Here is a 17,153-nt window from a genome sequence, read left to right as displayed (position 1 = left end):
GATGGGCGGGATGTCGTTGCCGGTGTCGTGGATGCGGCGCAGCCTGACTGGTTGTCTACCGTGTACTCGAACTCGGTGCTGGTGACGCAGGTGAAGCCGATCGCTGGGCAATCCGGCGCGGAGGGACTTACATCATCGTCGTCGATGCCCGCGTTGATGGCGGACATGATCGAGGAACTTGGCATCAAGCCGGGTATGAGGGTTCTGGAGATCGGGACTGGAACTGGTTACAACGCCGCGATCCTGTGCCACCTGCTGGGAGACGATGCGGTCACTACGCTCGACATCGACCAGGAATTGGTTGCTCAGGCCAAGGACCGGTTGGCGGGACTTGGCTATCAGCCCTCGTTCGATCCGCAGCCTGCGACGTACGACCGAATCCTCGCGACGCATGCGGTGGCCGAGATCCCTGCCGACTGGATCCGGTGGAGCAAGCCGGGTGGCGTGATCTTGACTGACCTGCGGTCTCCGGCGAACAGCATTCTTGGTGCGTGGGCGAAGCTCACGGTCTCTGACGACGGGCAGACTGCGACCGGTGTCCTGATGCCTGCGCGGGGCTTCTTTATGAGTGCGCGGGTGACGCCGGAACTCGCTGACATCGGCGAGGTCATGCCGGAGTTCACTGCGGACGAGCACGAGCGGCGAGCCGAGTCGATTGAAGCGCGGCCGACTGCTGTGCCCGCGTCGGTCTTCGACAGCGAGGCCTTTGGTCTCTACTTCTGGAGACAGTCGCCCGAGATTTCGTGGTGGGTCGGAGAGGGAACGGCTGGACTCAATGGGCGACGGGCGGAGTCTTGGGCATACGTGGAGGACCTGGTTGTCCACTACGGGGGAGTGGAAGACCTCTGGGTTCAGGTAGAGCGCGCCTTTGCGGCGTGGGCCGCTGCGGGCAAACCCGAGATGCCCACGTGGAAAGTCGTCGTCAACGCTGCAGGACGGCTCACTGTGGTTCTACCCGGCGCTGCGTTGACAGCCGTTCTGGAGAAGGGCGCGGTTGAGTGAGTGCGGCATCTGATGAAGACAGGGCTGAGAAGTTGCGGCGTCAACTGGTCGGCGAGCTGGTGTCTGGTGGGGTGTTGCCGTCGGACGGGTGGCGGGCTGCCGTTGCTGAGGTTCCACGGCATGTCTTTGTACCGACCTTCTATCGTCAGACACCTAGCGAGCAAGAGGCTGTCGATGCGAGCAGTCCTGGCGAGTGGCTTGAAGGTGTTTACGGTGATCAGCTGTTGGTTGTTTCGCCGGATGTGAAGTCGTCGAGCACGGTGCCTAGCCTGATGGCCGTCATGCTGGAAGCGCTCGATCCGGCAGACGGGCATCGGATTCTTGAGATCGGGACCGGGACCGGCTACAACGCTGCCTTGCTGTGCCACCGGCTTGGTGACGGCAATGTCGTGAGTGTCGATATCGCGGGGGGACCTTGTCGGTGCTGCGAGCGAGCATCTGGCCGGGCTTGGGTTCCATCCAGCACTTGGCGTGGGTGACGGAGCGCAGGGGTGGGCCGGCGGAGCGCCGTACGACCGCATCATCGCGACCTGTGCGCCGAATCGGGTGCCGCAAGCGTGGATTGAGCAGACCCAAGTCGGCGGGTGCATCGTGACGCCGATCGCCACAGGGATTGCCGTGATCGATGTCGATGCTGGTCATCAGGGGACTGGACGCTTCCTCCCGGGGCCAGCGTTCTTCATGCCGTTGCGGCCGACGCCGCAGCCGGCCGATCTGGGTAAGCAGATCGCTGAGATCACGTCTGCTGTCGCGACGGCGCGGTCGACCGAGCTGGACGAGTCGATCTGGTTCGACGGCGACTTCCGCTTCGTACAGGCTCTGGCCGTACCGGGTCTCCGCTTCCTGACGAAGCTGGCCGACAGCGGCATCGCGATCTTCACTGTTCCGGACGGATCGTGGGCACGGATTGACAAGGGGGGTGTCGCAGGGCGGACCGCAGATGATTTGGGATCTCCTCGGGGTGGCTCATCGGCAGTGGACTGACTATGGTCGGCCGTCGCGCGAGCAGTTCAGCTTGTCCATCGAGGTCGAGGCCCAGCACGTGCGTCTCAATGGTACAGACGCCTCCTGGCAACTGCCGGACCTCCCGTAGATGAGACTTGAGATGGATATGAGCAATGCCAGCAGTTGCGTGATCGACGGTGTGGAGCTTGCCTACGCATATTAGCCTGGTGGCGGACCATGCCTGGTCTTCATCTCTGGGTTGGGGGAGCCCGGAGCGACGTGGGACGGCGTGGTCGACCGACTGCCTTCGGGTACGGCGACTTTCGTCTACGACCGTGCAGGATGCGGCGCCTCGGGTGCGCTTCCTGTGGACGTTGTTTCCGAGGAACGACCGGTTGTGTGGGGCGCAGCGCAGTTGTTGAAGCTGCTCGAAGTGGTGAACGTGCCGCGTCCCTGGGTTCTTGTTGGGCACTCGATCGGCGGGTTGGTTGCCGATGCGTTTGCGCGACGCTGGCCCGACTCTGTGGCTGGCATGGTGCTGGTGGATGCCACGGCGTACCAGTCACCGTCGGCCGTCACCTCCGCGTCCGCTCTCCACAACTGCCGCAGCAGTGCGATTGCTTCTTCCAGCGCAGCCAACGACTGTGCGGGCGCGAGTCGCTCGACCCCCATCGAAGTCATCGCGTCCCAGACCCCGCCAGCCCCCAACCCCAGCTGAAACCGCCCACCCGACAGCAAACTCAACGAGCTGGCCGTGCGCGCCAACCCCGCCGCCGGCCGCAACGGCAACGGCACCACATCGGGAAACACCTGAATCCGCTCGGTCCTGGTCAGCAGATCAGCAATCAACGCGAACGCGTCCACCAGATGCCCGAAGTACGGCTCATCCTGGATCCCGATCAGATCCAGCCCAGCCCGATCGGCTGCCACCGCCGCGGCCCGCACCTCCGCCACCGCTGTCGTCGACACCCCAAGAACCACGTCCACCTGTTCCTCCTCCACGAGCCGTCATTGACAACCGTGAAGACAGAACACGCCCCTCATCTGTGACCAGAACCAGCGCGTACCGGCCGAAAGTACGAGGGACGGGCCGTGCCATTGGCCAGGTCAACTCCAACCTTCGGGCCGAGGTGTCGGCCGCTGGGGCTCGGCGATGGTGGAGCTACCGATCTTCATCACATAACGGAGCCCATGATGAGTGCACGTGCCACACTGCAGGACCAGCCGATCTCGGTGCGAGCCAAGCTCGCCGCGACGTGGACGAGCTTCATGTTCTTCTACGCCTACGTGGACATTCTGAACTTCTACACGCCCGGCGTCGTCCAAGACATCCTCGACGGCAAGGTCTTCGAGTTCGACCTCTCCCAGACCTTTTCGACCGCGGCGCTGACCCTCGTGGGGATTCCGACCCTCATGGTCGTGCTGTCGGCGACGCTGCCCGCCAGGGCGAACCGCATCACGAACCTCATCGTGGCTGCGCTCTACATCCCCGTCACGGCATTCAATGCGCTGAGCGAGTCGTGGCTGTTCTTCTACGGCCTCGGCATCGTCTTGGAACTGGCCCTTCTCGCCCTCATCATTCGACTCGCCTGGACCTGGCCCCGCACCGCATCGTCGGCGACGAGCCTGGACCGTGAGACCGCACGCGCCCAGCAGCGAGCGTAAACCCAACAGCAGTCGATGTAACGCTCGGTGACTCCGCCGCGATAGACGCAGCAACGCAGATGGTGGCAGGGGGGAACTTGCCACCAGGATGGTGGGGGAGAGCTATGTCGCAAGAAATGGTCGTGCCCGGACGCGTCGGACTGCCGGTGGCCACAGGCCTGCAAATGAAGACCCGTAATCCCGTCGGGGTCTGGATCGGGCTGCCCCTGATCACCTTGGGCATCTACCACCTCGTCTGGTACTACAAGATTCACGCCGAGATGGCGCAGCTTGATCGGCGCCGCGTCGTTCCGGTAGCTGGACCGATGTTGGTGTTGTTGCTGCTGGGATGGACTTTTGTGGCACCACTGGTGTCGTACTTCGGCACTGGTCGGCGAATCGCGAACAGCCAGCGCTCGGCAGGCATCCCGGTGACCTGCAGTCCAGGCGTCGGTCTGTTGCTGATGTTCGTGTTCGGTCTCGGCACCTTGTATTACCAGTCCGAGCTGAACAAGATCACCGCCTCTTACGGCGCCACACCGGTCGGTGCACAGGTCAATCTGTTCGCCTGATCCACGATGAGGCTCCTTCGCCGTCCGCGGGCTGGGCGGCGGAGAACCTTGAGACGTATGGAGAATCTTCTGTGAGTGCCGACTCAACGGTGGCCCCCGAGGTATCGCGCCCGCCGGCCGTGCCCCGTGTCGAGCGAGCGCTGGCGGGAACCGCGGGAGTGGTTACGACACTCGCCAGCGTGTGGGCCCGCCGCTCAGGAGGCTATCGTCGACAGGTTCGAGGAGGAGTTCGAAGCGCGTGGTGTCAGACGGGATCCCAGTGACGCAGTGGAATCGATGTTGGTTCGCTTCGAGCGGTACTCCGGGTTGTCCAACGCTCGTGAAGTGCACGATGCGCTGGTGGCCATGGGCTGGCGGCCCTCGGTGGCCCCCGAAGAGCACCTACATTCGATGGTTCTACACCGGCAGGAAGACGATCAGTCTGTTCCAGCGGAGCGGCTCGCTGGCCGTTGCGACGGTTCAAGCTCGCGACTATGCAAAAGGCCTCCCAGGTGCCACTTCTGGTTCGAAAGACGAAGCCGTCTTCGTTTACGCCGGTGATCCCGGCGTCGCGATCGAGGCTGCTGCCGCCATACTCCGGTTTGCCGACGGCCCGGACCGACAGTCGACCTAGTGGGCTTGGATCGAGTAGCGGCCGGGCTGCCGATCAGTGGGGCGTTGGCGGACGTTCTGCACAAGGGCGCAGCACGCAAGCCTGGTCAACGTTGCTCAGTGTGCGCGAGACGAAGGGGCACTATGGGTTTTGAGGACATGCCGCCGTACGAGCAGGCTGCCTGGAAGCACTCGCTTGCTGTGCTGCACGAATCGGGAAGCCGCGTGACGGTCCCGAAGAAGCTGCGTGAACGGGTGTCGTCGGCTGCTTCCTGGGTCGGTGGCAAGGTTGTCGAGCTTCCCGGGGCTGATGCTGCGCGGGGGATCGCGGAGCGAGTGTTCGAGGGAACGCTGGCATTGACCTTCCAGCCTGCGCTGCGCAGCACGCGACCTGGGTCGATTGCGAAGCGCTATGCCAAGAGACATCCGCAGGTGGTCAGCTACGAGCAGATCCGAGCGTTGCCGCTGAAGGATCGCGACGCGATGCTGCCGCCGAAGTTGGGCTATACCCTGGGCTCCGCTGGTCAGGGCGCCGCGACCGCTCTGGCTGTCACTGGCGCAGAGGTGGCTACGACTGTTACTGCGGGGACGACTGCGGTGGTCGCGATCGGTGCGGTCGCTGCCGACGCAGTGGCCTCGATGGCCATCATGGGGCGGACCATCGGCGCGGTGGCGACACGCTATGGGTACGACGTTCAGCTCCCTGATGAGGAGCTCTTCGCGATGGGTGTGCTTTCGCTCGGGGTGGCCGGGTCCGTGAGTGCAAAGACCCGAGCTCTGGCGGCGCTGTCTCGCTTGACTCAGGAAATGATGCGCCAAGCTACCTGGAAGCAGCTGAACGAGCACCTGTTCGTTCAGGCCATCTCCAAAGTCTATGAACTCCTTGGCCTGCGACTCACCCACAAGAAGCTTGCACAGACCGTTCCGTTGGTGGGCGTTGGGTTGAACGCGGCGCTCAGTGCGGGGCTGACTGAGCGCACCTTTCGGCGCGCCCAGGCGGTCTACCGGCTCCGGGCTCTGTCAGAGATCTATGGAATCGATCCAAAGGAATGGACGATGGGGTCCCCGGTCTCCTCTGCGGACGACGATGAGTCGAGGGAGGGTGCCGTAGACGTGATGGCGATGCTCGATGCCGAGCGGGATCGGCCGGACAGATAGCCGAGCGAAATCAGTACGTGATCGACGCCATGGTGGCAGCGACACGTGATGCTTCGAGCTTCGGCATGTGGTGGATCGCCCGCGGCTGTCATCCTGGTGGTGTGGAGGATGGGCTGATCGGGGCGCTTCGGTTGCCGTCGCCGGTTGTTGAGCTTGAGGACGACCGGCTGACGGCCGCGCGCGTCCGGGTCCTCCTGAAACGGGAAGACCTGATCCATCCTGAGGTGCCCGGCAACAAGTGGCGGAAGCTGAAGTACAACATCGCCACCGCCCGCGAGCTGGGGTTCGGAACACTGCTGACCTTCGGTGGGGCGTACTCGAATCACATCAGGGCGACGGCTGCTGTGGGGGAGTACTGCGGATTCAAGACGGTCGGCGTGATCCGGGGTGAGGAACATCTGCCGCTGAACCCGTCGCTCCGGTACGCCGCCTCCCGCGGGATGCGGCTGACGTATCTGGACCGTACGTCGTACCGGGCGAAGACCTCGGATGCGGTGGTCGATGCGCTGCAGGAAGAGTTCGGCGAGTTCTATCTGATCCCGGAGGGCGGCAGCAACGCTGAAGCCGTTCGCGGGTGTGCGGAGTTGGCGGATGAGCTCGATCCGGCCGTCGACGTAGTGTTCTGCGCGGTGGGAACCGGCGGGACGCTGGCCGGCATCGCGGCGGGCGTGAAGTCGCATCAGTCGGTGATTGGGGTTCCGGTGCTGAAGGGTGGTGCGTTCCTTGAGGACGAGATCGTCCGGTTGCAGAAGCAGGTGTACGGCGTGCGGACCGGATCGTGGCGGCTCGAGGGTGATTACCACTTCGGTGGGTACGCCAAGCGGACTCCGGAGCTCGACGCGTTCATCCACGACTTCGAGCAGAGGCACGGGTCCGCCTCGACTGGGTATGTGAGGCGAAGATGATGTACGCACTTCTCGACCAGGTCGGGCGTGGTGCGTTCCCGCCGGGCAGGACGATTGTGGCCTTGATCAACGAGGCGTCGGAGCAGGCATTCAGGTCCTAGCGCTGGCTCTTCTGTGCTGAGATATGCCGAGCCACCAGACTGCCGCTTTGCGAGCGGCGACGGGATAGCGGGGGTCGTTGGAGATCGGTGCCAGGATGTCTCGGCGATTCTCCACGCCAAGTCCGTAGATGAGACCGCTCAGGGTTTGGTCCGCGAGGCGGCTGGGGGTACTTCGCGACGCCGCCAGGTGTGCCGTGAGGGCTTGTTGCCAGAACGTCGTACGGCCGCGTCCTTCCATGTGTGCGTAGGCCCACACAGCAGCGTTCGCGATGTCGGTCGGCAGCCGGCCGTGCAGAGCCAGCCGTTCCACGATCAGGCGGTGTTTGGCTCGGCCGACGAACGGCAGCGCGCCGAGTATCGCTGTTCCGAGGACAGGTGATGCGACTGTCTCCCGGTTGCTCAGCTCCAGCATCAGGCCGTCTGCGACTGGATACCGGAAGGGTGTTGCTGCGATGGTCTGGGCGGCCATCAGGCGGATGTCGCTGATCGGGCTGTGCAGCATCTCGTCCACGAGGGCGGCCAGGACACTCTCCAGCTTCACGGTCGGCAGGTCGCCTGACATCGAGCCGATCGCCGCAGCGCAGACACGGTTGACCGTGGCGGCAGTGACGTGAGCCTGGGCAATCCGACCCGATCGCAGTACCTGGCTCAGAACGCGGTCGTCGCGTAGTGCTCGTTCGAGGGCTCGACTCCGGTGCGATGTCACTTCGGCCGGCATCATGCGAAGGATTTCGCTCGCCAACGGACGTGCACTCAGGTGGCTGCTCTCATCCGACACATGCTGTACGAGGATGTCGAACAGGTAGGTCAGGTCACTGTCGTCGAAGTGATGATCGCGAACTTTGCGTACGGTGGCCAGCAATGCGCCACGCAGGGCCTGACTGTTGGTCGGATTGATCAGCTGCGATTTGATATGCCCGTTTGCATCGCGGTGGCGAGTGCAGTCGAGGACGGACAGGGGCTCCATGAACACCTGATTGGTCGGGTCATTGGCGAGTGCGACGCAGGCGGCGATAGCTGCTTGTTGACCGCGGGGATGGCCCATGATCCGGCTGAGAGCCTCGAAGCGCTGAAACCAAGCGATGCCTTCGGCAATGATCACCTCCGACAGCAAGCGCTCGGTCATGGCCACCCACACGCCACGCGGCAGGAAGATCGACGGGTGCGTGATCAGGTGGTACGACAACTCGTCCCACGTCGAACCACTCATGTGAGCGTTTGACAGCAGCAGATCAAGCAGAATGTCGAGACGATCGTGGACATCGTCTTCGGACAGTACCTGCGCCTTTTCCAGGGCTGTCGCACCGACTCGAGATCCGGAGTACCGCAGCAATGCATGGGCGAGGCTGGAGAGTAGTGCCGGCTGCAGTCCGAGCATCTCCTCGTATCGAGCGAATACCTCCGCGCTGATCCGGGACTGTCCTGTTTCCCACCGGCTTACTTGGCTGGCGCTGATGGTTCCGGACCGGGAACCACCGGCGAAACCTCGTGCAAACGTTTGGAGGCTGCGGAAGTCGATGGCGCTTGCATACGCACGATTCGCACGCAGTATCCAGGCCAAGCGGTCGCGGCTGCGATAACGAGTCCCATCCGCGACGACCGGCGTACTGTCCCACCCTGCCCCCACTCTCCATGGATACCAGCGAGCGGAGCCGGGGCCCAGTCCCTGCGGACTGTAGCTCGAATTCGAACTCTCGCGGCGGGCATTGCATCGCTGGACGAGTGATGCAAACGGCGGGCGCGGGCGCGTACTTGCCTTCACCCTGAGGCAAATGCCTCGCGACAGGATCGCCGGCGCCATTGGAGGTCACGATAATGCAATCGCTTGTGGAAAAACATCAGTCTCAGGTAGTTCCCGGAGTGCTTACCTTGACTCTCGCAGAGCAGCGGCAGACTGCGCTGCTGGCTCGCTCACTGCACCTCGATCCGACAGGGCAGCCTGAGCTGTACTGTGTCGCCGCGCGGCGCGCTGCGCAGCAACTTCCCGAGCGAGTGCATCATGCGCTGCACAGCTTTGGCCGTTGGGGCAGCGACACCGGCACCCTGCTGATCGAAGGCATCCCGTTGGGACGGATTCCTGCGACACCTGAAGACAACAAACAACACGTCGGTGAGGCCACACTGCTCGCGCGCGTTCAAGCGATGTTCGGGGAGTCGCTCGGTCACCTGATCGCTTATGAGGCCGAAGGCTCCGGCAGGCTCTTCCAGGACATGGTGCCGGCTCGCGCGGCCGCCCGGACCCAGACCAGTCTGAGCTCGCTGACTGAGCTGGAACTTCACACAGAACAGGCGTTCAGCGCTCTGAAGCCCGACTACATCAGTCTCGCCTGCCTGCGTGGAGATCCCGATGCAAGGACGTACACCCTGACCGCGAAACAGGTCAGTGCGCACATCAGTGGTGCCGACCTCGCAGTACTTCGGGAACGACTGTGGATGACCGGGGTCGACGAGTCGTTCCGGGTCGGTGGCCAGCAGTTCGATGACGGTGACGTCCGCGGACCGATGCCGATCATCAGTGGTGCGGCAGGGGATCCGTACATCGTCTTCGACCAAGACCTCATGGCCGGCCGCACGCCGGAGGCGGACGCTGCCTTCGAGAGGGTGCTGAGAATCTACCGAACCCATCGCAATCACCATGTCCTCAAACCTGGTGACATCTTGTTGGTGGACAACAACCGGGCGGTGCACGGCAGGTCGCCTTTCCACCCTCGTTTCGACGGCGGCGACAGATTCGTCGTTCGAAGCTTCGTCACCAACGACCTGGCCAAGTCTCGCTACGCACGGCTGGACAACGGCCGAGCCGTCGGCAGCCGCTACAGCTGACGGCCGGACGGGGCGCTGCACGAGTCGCGGAGAGGGGTAGCCCGCACAATCAGTTCGTCATGGGTGCCAACGTCACGACCACGGCGACGGCCATGACCGTCAGAGCGGCCACCTCGATCAGCAGTGCGGCGAACAACGTCCGGGCTCGGTGTCCGTTCACTCGTCGTAGCTCGGTGACGAGGGCGCTGAGTACCTCGCGCTCGGCCCGTGCAGACTCTGGGTCGTCGTCTTCGCCGGTGGAGATGAGGTCGTTCGGGTCGATGACGGGGACACGAGTCGGCAGGTTGACGACGAGGCCGGTGCCGGCGGCCAGGACCAGTCCGATGAGGGCCGCTACCAGTAGCACCACGACCGTCGTACCGAGCACGTAGTTCTGGCTCCGGGTGGCCAGGGCGACGAAGCCCAAGGTGATCGTGACGAGGGTTCCGGAGGTGGAGATGACCGCGATTCCGCGTTGTTCGAGCGAGTTCTTCTTCGCGCGTTCGTCGGTCAGCTGGTCGGCGAGCAGCGCGCGATAGGTGCTGGCGCTCATCCGCGGCCCATCCGGATCGACGGCCCGGACTGCGGTCGTGGGGCGAAGGCGGTGATCGGCCATCGAAGTCGCCGCCACTCGAGCAGGGCGGTCGGTGCTTCCTCCAGGCCGAGTTTGCCGACCGCGGATCTCATTGCGTCATGTACGTCGAGGTTTCGCAACTCGGTCCACCGCGAGAGCTGATCGTCGTACGCCGACTTGGTCCGCGAAGCGCGCTCTGTGAGAGAGGAAAGGTCGTCGTCTGGCTGCGCCGGCACTTGCGGGGCTTCGCTGATGACGGCACGACGCAACCGCCGTAGGAGTGACCGGCGGTTGCGGGCAGACAGCTGGCCGGTCCGGCCGTGCAGAGTCTCGAACAGTGTCTCTGCGATCTTGATGTCGTGGTCGTCGCACGCCTGATCCAGGCGAAGGGCGGCGGCTAGCTGACGGCACAAGGCGGCCGTCTCCGCAGTGACATCGGTGGCGAGCGTCTCCAGTTCGCCAGCCACTTGCTCCCGCTGTTCGAGCCACTCCCGGTGTTCGCGAGTCGCCTTGAACCATGAACGGGCACGGCGGTTGGCCTCAGCGAGCTCGGCGGCGGCCGGACCCAACTCGTCGGCGCAGGCCTCGAGTTGTGCTGATGCGTGGGCGAAGCGAGCCAGCTCAGGATCAAGCCACGACTTCACAGTCTTCAGTAGTCCATAGACGGTCACCTGCCGGTCCAGCCGGACTGCGACCGCCTGGCGCTCCCTGGTGCAGACGATCACTGCACAGGGCAGGAAGTCCTCGGCGATACCGAAGTACTCCTGCAGTTCGGTCGCGACGGAGCTGACAGCCCGCGAGTGCCGATCAACAGTCATCGGCAGGGTCGACGCAAATCTGCCTGGGGCGTAGCGTCTGCGTTCCCCGGGCTCCACGAACGTGTGATGATCGCCGGCGAACAGTGCAACACCCCGTACGGCGACGCCTCTGCTGATGGGTACGGACCTCTCCGGATCCGGGGTGATCACCGCGATATGGCGCCCGGTCAGATCGTGAATACTCGGCCACTCGCTCAGGTGCCGTCGGTGGAGCAGGCCGTCGCCTTCCTCTCTGGATACGACGAACACCAGCGCGGCGTAGCCGCCCTCTGCCGGTGGAAGTACGCCGTCGAGCAGCGCCCGCACAGGCGCTTCGGTCATCCAGCCCATGAAGTCATTCTCCGCACTCCCGGCGCCACGTCGCCTACCTGGCATCATCATGCTAGGGGCACTTCGTGTGACAACCTATCGGGCTGGGTCGGCCGGTCGGCCGCGTCAGCTTCGGAGTTGTTCGTTCATGATGAGGAAGGCGCCGAGGCCGTGGAGGTCGTTGGTGGCTCGGGCTCGGTCGATGTAGTACTGGTAGTTGCCGACGTTGGTGCCGACGCTGATGTCGTTGAGGTAGGTGCGGCTGTCGTTGCCTAGGGAGATTGTGGCCAGGACTCCCTGGTAGCCGCGGGTGGCGGTTGTTTTGTAGGACGGGTCGATGTAGCCGCGCTGTACGGCGCGGGAGATGGTGAAGGTGTACATCGACGAGCAGGAGGTTTCGGTCCAGTTGTCGGTGCGGCTGCCTTCGTCGACGACCTGGAACCAGCGGCCGGTCTTCGGGTCCTGATACCGCGCATAGCCGGCGACAAGCTTCCGCAGTACGGCGATCAGGTCGGCTCGGCGGGGTTGGTTGGCCGGTACTGCTTCGAGTACGTCGATGACCGCCATTCCGTACCAGCCCTCGGCTCGGCACCAGACCTCCGGCGCGAGCCCCGTGGTCGGATCGGCCCAGGTCTGGGCGCGAGCCTCGTCGTACGCGTGGCGTAGGAGTCCGTTGGACTGCTGGAGGTGTTTCGCGTACGTCAACAGCTGGTCGACGGTCTCCCTCGATGTGTACGTCGAGTCGCCGAACTCGCGGCCGTATTCGGCGAGGAAGGGGTCGACCATGAAGACGCCGTCGCCCCAGAGTTGGTGCTGGCGGTAGGTGGCGGCGTGCCAGAAGCCGCCGTCGGTGGTGCGGGGGTAGGCGTTGAGGCGGGTGCGAATCTTGCCGGCGGCAACTTTGTAGCGGTTGTCGCCGGTTTCGTGGTGGAGCAGGACGAGGAGGCGGCCGGAGAGCATGCTGTCCAAGTCGTTGAAGCTGTTGTTGATGTTCCCGGACGCATCGACGAACCTGTCGACCCAGGACTTGATGTACGTGAGGTACTTCGCCTCATGGGTGCGCTGGTAGACCAGGTACTGCCCGTAGAGGTAGAGGCCGACGGGATACGACCAACCGCCAAGTGATGTCGGCGTGTACCGCGCCATGGTCGAGTCGACCATGGCTTTCGACCAGTCCGTCGCGGCCGCAGTGACGTCTAGGTAGTCCAGGTTCGCTGTGCCGTCGACGGTGGTCGCTGTGGCGCGGACGGTGTTCGAACCGGCGCGAAGATTCGCGGTGGTCACGCGCGTCTTCCAGAGCGTCCAGCCGCCGGTTGACGGGTATGGGACGCCCTTCGCGACCACAATGCCGTTGACGGTGATGTCTACGGAGCGGATGGCGCTCGTGCCGTTGGCGTGACCGAAGACCAGGGTGGCGGGGCCGGCTTGCGAGCGGTTGACGGTCCACTGCACGTAGCTGCCGACTGCGTTGCCGGTATTGACGAAGCCGGTGCCGGAGAAGCCGGTGTGGTTGGTGTCGACCGAGCTACCGGCCGAGTACGTCGCCAACTCCGCCTCGTACCGCGTCGTCGCAGCAGCCGGCGAGGCGTCAGCCGAGGGGAGCGAAGGGGTGATCAGGACGGAGAGGGACAAGAGCGTCGCCAGGGCACGGCGCAGTGTTTGTGCAGGCATCTCGAGCTCCAAAACCGGGGGCGGTCAGAGTTGGACGTCTCGACTGTGACTGGCGCGCTACATCGCGTCAAGGCGCTAATGCGTATTAGTCAAGCCCTTCGCGTAGATGTACTTCCGGCCGACCGACGCCAGGTCCTCGAGACACGCGACAGTCCATTGCCTAGTGCAACTAAGTGATCGGCATCGTCGGGCGACCCTCCTGCCGAAGGACAGGAGGTGTACGGCCGTGACGTCGCTTGCCCGGCAACTCCCCGCTGGCGTCGCGACCTACGTATACGACTACCTCCTGTTCTTCGGAGGATCAGGTCGGCGCAGGTGGACGACGCGGGAGCCGCCGACCGGTCTGACTCCCTGTCGGTGGAGTACATGTCCCTGGGGTGTGAACAGGAAGTGGTGGCCGTGAACAGGGCATAACTTGTTCACGGCCACCGCGTGGTGCGCTCACCCCCGGGAATCGGTGGATCAAAGCGTGACGGTGCAGCACCGGTACGGCGAGGGACCGGCGCCGCGGCTACGTGTCTCCGGAACCTGAATGGCGCGGTCAGCGGGCCCGGGGTCAGGCGACGGGTACGGCGGGTGGGGTGGTGAGGGCGAAGAGGCGGTCGAAGACTTGGGTTCGGTCGAACTGTAGGGCGTGGGCTCGGGCTCGGTCTTCGGCTGCTGTTCGTTGGTTGGGGGTCCAGTCGCAGACGATCTCGTCCAGGACGTTGCGTAGGGCAACTGGGTCTCGGGGTGGGACTAGTTGGGCGGTGTCGCCGACGGCTTCGGGGACGCCGCCGGTGGGGCAGGTGATGATGGGGCCGCCGCCGGCCAGGGCCTTTTCGACTAGGGCGATGCCGAAGGTTTCGACGAACTCGGGTTGTTCGCGGGTTGGTAGGACGAAGGCTGCGCTGCCGGCCATCAGGGCTGGCTTCTCGGCGTCGTCTACGTCGGTGAGGATGTGGACGCGGTCGTCCAGGCCGGCGGCGGTTACGCGGGCGCGTACGTCGGCTTCGTGGGGGCCGCGGCCGGCTAGGACGAGTTGGACGCGTGCGGCTGACCGGGAGCCGGCGTAGGCGTCGATCAGGTCGTCGACGCCTTTGGCGGAGGCGATTCGGGAGAGGAAGAGGACGTAGCCGTCGCGTGAAAGGCCGCGGCTGGTAAGGGTTTCCGTGATCCGGTCGTCGGTGAGCGACAGATAGGGCCAGGAATCGACGGCCGGGTAGGAGATGGCAATCCGCTCACGGCAGCGCTGGGCGAACGTCGTACCGTGCATGGCGTCGAGCGTCGCAGCCGAGGCCACGATCAGGTCGCGGGTGTACTCCGACACGGCGACGCAGTGGTCGGCTGCTAGGTAGACCGACAGGATGTGTGCGGCGGCGCCGAAGCGGCCGGTGTTCACGCACTCGCGTACGACGTTGGTGATGTCGGAGCCGACGGCCTCGGCGATGGTGGTGACCTGGGCGGGGCCGATGCTGCGGGCCACTTGGACGGCTTCCTGTACGGCGATCGCGTGCGGGCTCAGGTAGAGCGACATCGCCACCGTGGGGACGCCGTCGGTGAAGAGTTCGACCAGGCGGCCGATGAGGCCGGACAGGTAGCGGCCGTCGGGGACGCGGTAGTCGCCGACGGGATCGGGGCGCTCGACGGTGATGCCGGGGCTGTAGGGGAGGACACCGTCGAGTGGTTTCAACGGGAGGCCGGCTGCCTCGAGCGCATCGAGGGGCCAGGTGACGATCCGTACGTCGTCGAAGCCGCGGGTGAGCGCGACTTCCGCGAGGCATCGGGCCTCACCGGAGTGCCCGCAGATCACGGGGTCTGCTCGGACGACAATGACCAAGCGGCGGGTGGACTTCATGCCTCACCTCCAGCGGTGTCGGATGTGGATGGTGGCCTGACGCGGGTGCCCCAACCGGAAGGCTTGGGGCCGAGTTCGATGTGCAGGTTGCGGATATGTCGCAGTTCGCGGCCGGAGATCCAGGGGCGTTCGAGGGTCTTGCCGTTGACCGCGATCGACTGGACGTAGGAGACCGGCCCGCCGGCCTCGACCGGTTCGAATCCTGCGGTGGTGATAGACAGGTCGCCGGACGGCAGGTGGACCATGGACTCGGCCACGGCCGGCGCGCTGACGAGGAACAGGTTCTGCCCAGCCACCGGGAACAGCCCGAGCGTCGCCCACACGTACCACGCAGACAGCCCGCCCGAGTCGTCGTTGCCCGGCAACCCACCGCGGCCGGTGCCGAACTGGTTGGCGACAGCGGCATGCACGACCTCTGCGGTTCGATCCGGCCGTCCGGCGTAGTGGTAGGCCCACGGTGCCTCGTAGTCCGGTTCGTTGTTCAAGCCCTCGAACCGGGACAACTCGTACCCGGCGTTCATCTCGGCCACGCTCGGCGCCACCCCGGGCTGCGTGACCGGTACGGCGTCGTACCCGAAGAACCGGTCGAGTAGTCCCACGAACGCCTCGTCGCCACCGGCGAGTGCGATCCGGGCCCGCATGTCGTGCAGCAGCCGGAAGGAGTAGTTCCACCGACCGCCCTCATAGAACGTCGAGTCGCGTAGCAGACCCGTGTTCGAGTCGTACGCCGCCCGCCAGCCCTGCGCGTGGTTGCGCATCTGCTGCGCCAGCGGCCGGTCGCGCACCTTCCGGGCGATGGCCGCGGTGCAGTGGTAGGCGTACGCGAGGTCGAGGGTGTGACTGATCGGATGCGCAACGCCGTGTACCAGGTAGTCCTCGCCGTACGTCCGGCGCAGGTCCATCTCGAGATGCACCATGGCCCAGTCCCAGTCGATACCGGGCAGGTCCAGTTGGCAGAGGTCGGCGAAGAAGGTGTGCGCAAGAGCGCTGCCCTGCCGCGAGAAGCGGTCGGCACCCTTGGCCATCCGGTAGCCGATCGGCAGGTTGCCCTCCTGCTCGGCAATCGACAGGAAGGCGCTGGCGAGCGCGACCGAACGTTCCGGGAACAGCGTGGTCATCAGCGGCAGTTGGGTGCGGTAGATGTCCCACATCGTGCAGATGTCGAACGCGTACGGACCGTCGGTTGTCCACGACGGGCTCTCGTCCGGCGCGAAGCACGGCTTGATCAGCGAGTGATAGAGCGCGGTGCCGAAGATCGTTGCCTGGTCATCGGACTCGGCCTTGATCTCCACCTTGCCGAGGTGGTCGCGCCAGCTGACTGTCGTGCTCTCGCGCCTCCCGCCGAAACTCGTGACGTCCGCATGAAGGTTGGCGCGGGCCGCCTCACACCCACGCAAGGAGAACCCCAGCCGCACCTCGACTGTCTGCTCGGCGCGCGAAGGCCCCATGAACATCAGACCGAACGGCCGCAGGGTGGTCGGCCGGATGTAGTCGAAGTCGAGGCGAGTACCGCCGGGCATCAGCCGCCGGTCGTACCACAGCAGCTGCCGCCAGCCCGGGGCGTCGACCTCCAGGTGGACGGCCAGTGGCACGCCCTCGACATGGATCTCGCCCTGAGCTACCCCCGGCTCCAGCAGCGCCAGGTGCGCCTTCAGCGGCACAGTCTGGCTGCGCGGAATCGCCAGGCCGCCGGTCGATGCGTCGATGACAATCCGGGCGGCATCATTCGCCGGGAACGTATACCTGTGTACGGCGGACTTCGGGCCGACCGTCACCTCGCAGCGGATCCCCGAGCCCAGTGTCGCCGCGTAGTACCCGGGCTCGGCAACCTCGTCGTACAGGTCCCACGTGGTGCCCAGGTCATCGAGCGGGCCGAGCATCGGCGTGACCCGGAAGTAGTTGTAGTACTTGCGAATCGCGCCGGTGCCGGACTGCTGGAAATGAGTGAAGCCGGACGCGACCGGGCGGTCGTACAGCAGGTTCGGCACGCCCTCGGTGTTGAAGTCGTACAACCCGTAGCCGGTCGGATAGGCCCCGGAGTACGGGCAGGCCGACACCATCCCGAAGGGGTGCGTCGCACCCGGGTGCGTATTGCCGACCTGCGGCTTCGGCCACCACCAAGTCCCTGCCAGGCCCTTCGGCGTAGGCAGGTCGGTGGCGCCGGTCCCGATGAACGGGTCAACGTGCTCGTACAGGGGACTCACCGCCTCACGCGCGGCCGATG

14 protein-coding genes and 2 pseudogenes are annotated in these 17,153 nt (G+C 64.9%); 9 read left to right on the top strand and 7 right to left on the bottom strand.

Features of this window, described 5'->3' with window-relative positions:
• Positions 1-27: 27 nt before the first annotated feature.
• From ABD231_RS38060 to ABD231_RS42295, 4 genes and pseudogenes are all read left to right on the top strand, one after another.
• Positions 28-1,002 carry a methyltransferase domain-containing protein gene (locus ABD231_RS38060; RefSeq protein WP_344163861.1) on the top strand — a complete coding sequence of 325 codons (975 nt, stop codon included), beginning with the start codon at positions 28-30 and terminating at the stop codon, positions 1,000-1,002.
• A complete protein-coding gene (locus tag ABD231_RS42300; protein WP_425554245.1) occupies positions 999-1,481 on the top strand; it encodes a methyltransferase domain-containing protein in 483 nt (160 codons plus the stop codon). The genes ABD231_RS38060 and ABD231_RS42300 overlap by 4 nt, the downstream gene beginning before the upstream one ends.
• A complete protein-coding gene (locus ABD231_RS38055; protein ID WP_344163860.1) occupies positions 1,474-1,986 on the top strand; it encodes a methyltransferase domain-containing protein in 513 nt (170 codons plus the stop codon). The genes ABD231_RS42300 and ABD231_RS38055 overlap by 8 nt, the downstream gene beginning before the upstream one ends.
• A 250-nt stretch (positions 1,987-2,236) precedes the next feature.
• Positions 2,237-2,521, top strand: a pseudogene (locus ABD231_RS42295) (alpha/beta fold hydrolase); the annotation flags it as partial.
• Here ABD231_RS42295 and ABD231_RS38050 read toward each other — a convergent pair.
• Positions 2,473-2,901, bottom strand: a pseudogene (locus ABD231_RS38050) (LLM class flavin-dependent oxidoreductase); the annotation flags it as partial. The pseudogenes ABD231_RS42295 and ABD231_RS38050 sit on opposite strands and share 49 nt — an antisense overlap.
• Positions 2,902-3,141: 240 nt before the next feature.
• On the opposite strand from ABD231_RS38050, the gene ABD231_RS38045 reads away from it, so the two are divergent.
• The 4 genes from ABD231_RS38045 (at position 3,142) to ABD231_RS38030 (ending at position 6,817) form a co-directional block, all read left to right on the top strand.
• A complete protein-coding gene (locus tag ABD231_RS38045) occupies positions 3,142-3,612 on the top strand; it encodes a DUF6326 family protein (protein WP_344163854.1) in 471 nt (156 codons plus the stop codon).
• Between the two features lie 164 nt (positions 3,613-3,776).
• Positions 3,777-4,163: a DUF4234 domain-containing protein gene (locus ABD231_RS38040; RefSeq protein ID WP_344163851.1), complete on the top strand. Its 387-nt coding sequence runs from the start codon at positions 3,777-3,779 to the stop codon at positions 4,161-4,163.
• A gap of 735 nt (positions 4,164-4,898) precedes the next feature.
• A complete protein-coding gene (locus tag ABD231_RS38035; protein WP_344163848.1) occupies positions 4,899-5,912 on the top strand; it encodes an EcsC family protein in 1,014 nt (337 codons plus the stop codon).
• A 29-nt stretch (positions 5,913-5,941) separates the two neighbouring features.
• Positions 5,942-6,817, top strand: coding sequence for a 1-aminocyclopropane-1-carboxylate deaminase/D-cysteine desulfhydrase (locus ABD231_RS38030; RefSeq protein ID WP_344163845.1), 876 nt, complete (start codon positions 5,942-5,944; stop codon positions 6,815-6,817).
• 90 nt (positions 6,818-6,907) lie between these two features.
• Here the strand turns inward: ABD231_RS38030 and ABD231_RS38025 are convergent, their stop codons facing one another.
• A complete protein-coding gene (locus ABD231_RS38025) occupies positions 6,908-8,719 on the bottom strand; it encodes a helix-turn-helix domain-containing protein (RefSeq protein WP_344163841.1) in 1,812 nt (603 codons plus the stop codon).
• Between the two features lie 68 nt (positions 8,720-8,787).
• Here ABD231_RS38025 and ABD231_RS38020 point away from each other — a divergent pair, with 68 nt between their 5' ends.
• Positions 8,788-9,741: a TauD/TfdA family dioxygenase gene (locus ABD231_RS38020; RefSeq protein ID WP_344163838.1), complete on the top strand. Its 954-nt coding sequence runs from the start codon at positions 8,788-8,790 to the stop codon at positions 9,739-9,741.
• 49 nt (positions 9,742-9,790) lie between these two features.
• Here the strand turns inward: ABD231_RS38020 and ABD231_RS38015 are convergent, their stop codons facing one another.
• The 5 genes from ABD231_RS38015 to ABD231_RS37995 all read right to left on the bottom strand — a co-directional run bounded on the left by ABD231_RS38015 (position 9,791) and on the right by ABD231_RS37995 (position 17,133).
• A complete protein-coding gene (locus tag ABD231_RS38015; RefSeq protein WP_344163836.1) occupies positions 9,791-10,273 on the bottom strand; it encodes a hypothetical protein in 483 nt (160 codons plus the stop codon).
• Entirely contained in the window at positions 10,270-11,433 is a 1,164-nt protein-coding gene (locus tag ABD231_RS38010) for a hypothetical protein (RefSeq protein WP_344163833.1), read from the bottom strand. Before ABD231_RS38010 ends, ABD231_RS38015 begins: the two co-directional genes overlap by 4 nt.
• A gap of 114 nt (positions 11,434-11,547) precedes the next feature.
• Entirely contained in the window at positions 11,548-13,092 is a 1,545-nt protein-coding gene (locus ABD231_RS38005) for a glycoside hydrolase family 88 protein (RefSeq protein WP_344163830.1), read from the bottom strand.
• Positions 13,093-13,648: 556 nt separating this feature from the next.
• Positions 13,649-14,929: a glycosyltransferase gene (locus ABD231_RS38000; RefSeq protein ID WP_344163828.1), complete on the bottom strand. Its 1,281-nt coding sequence runs from the start codon at positions 14,927-14,929 to the stop codon at positions 13,649-13,651.
• Positions 14,926-17,133, bottom strand: a complete 2,208-nt coding sequence (locus ABD231_RS37995; protein ID WP_344163825.1) for a glycoside hydrolase domain-containing protein — start codon at positions 17,131-17,133, stop codon at positions 14,926-14,928. Before ABD231_RS37995 ends, ABD231_RS38000 begins: the two co-directional genes overlap by 4 nt.
• Positions 17,134-17,153: the final 20 nt, after the last annotated feature.

The organism is Kribbella yunnanensis (assembly GCF_039529655.1).
Taxonomy (GTDB): domain Bacteria; phylum Actinomycetota; class Actinomycetes; order Propionibacteriales; family Kribbellaceae; genus Kribbella; species Kribbella yunnanensis.
The sequence above is the reverse complement of the archived record's forward strand: the minus strand, read 5'-3'. Positions and strand labels throughout refer to the sequence as shown.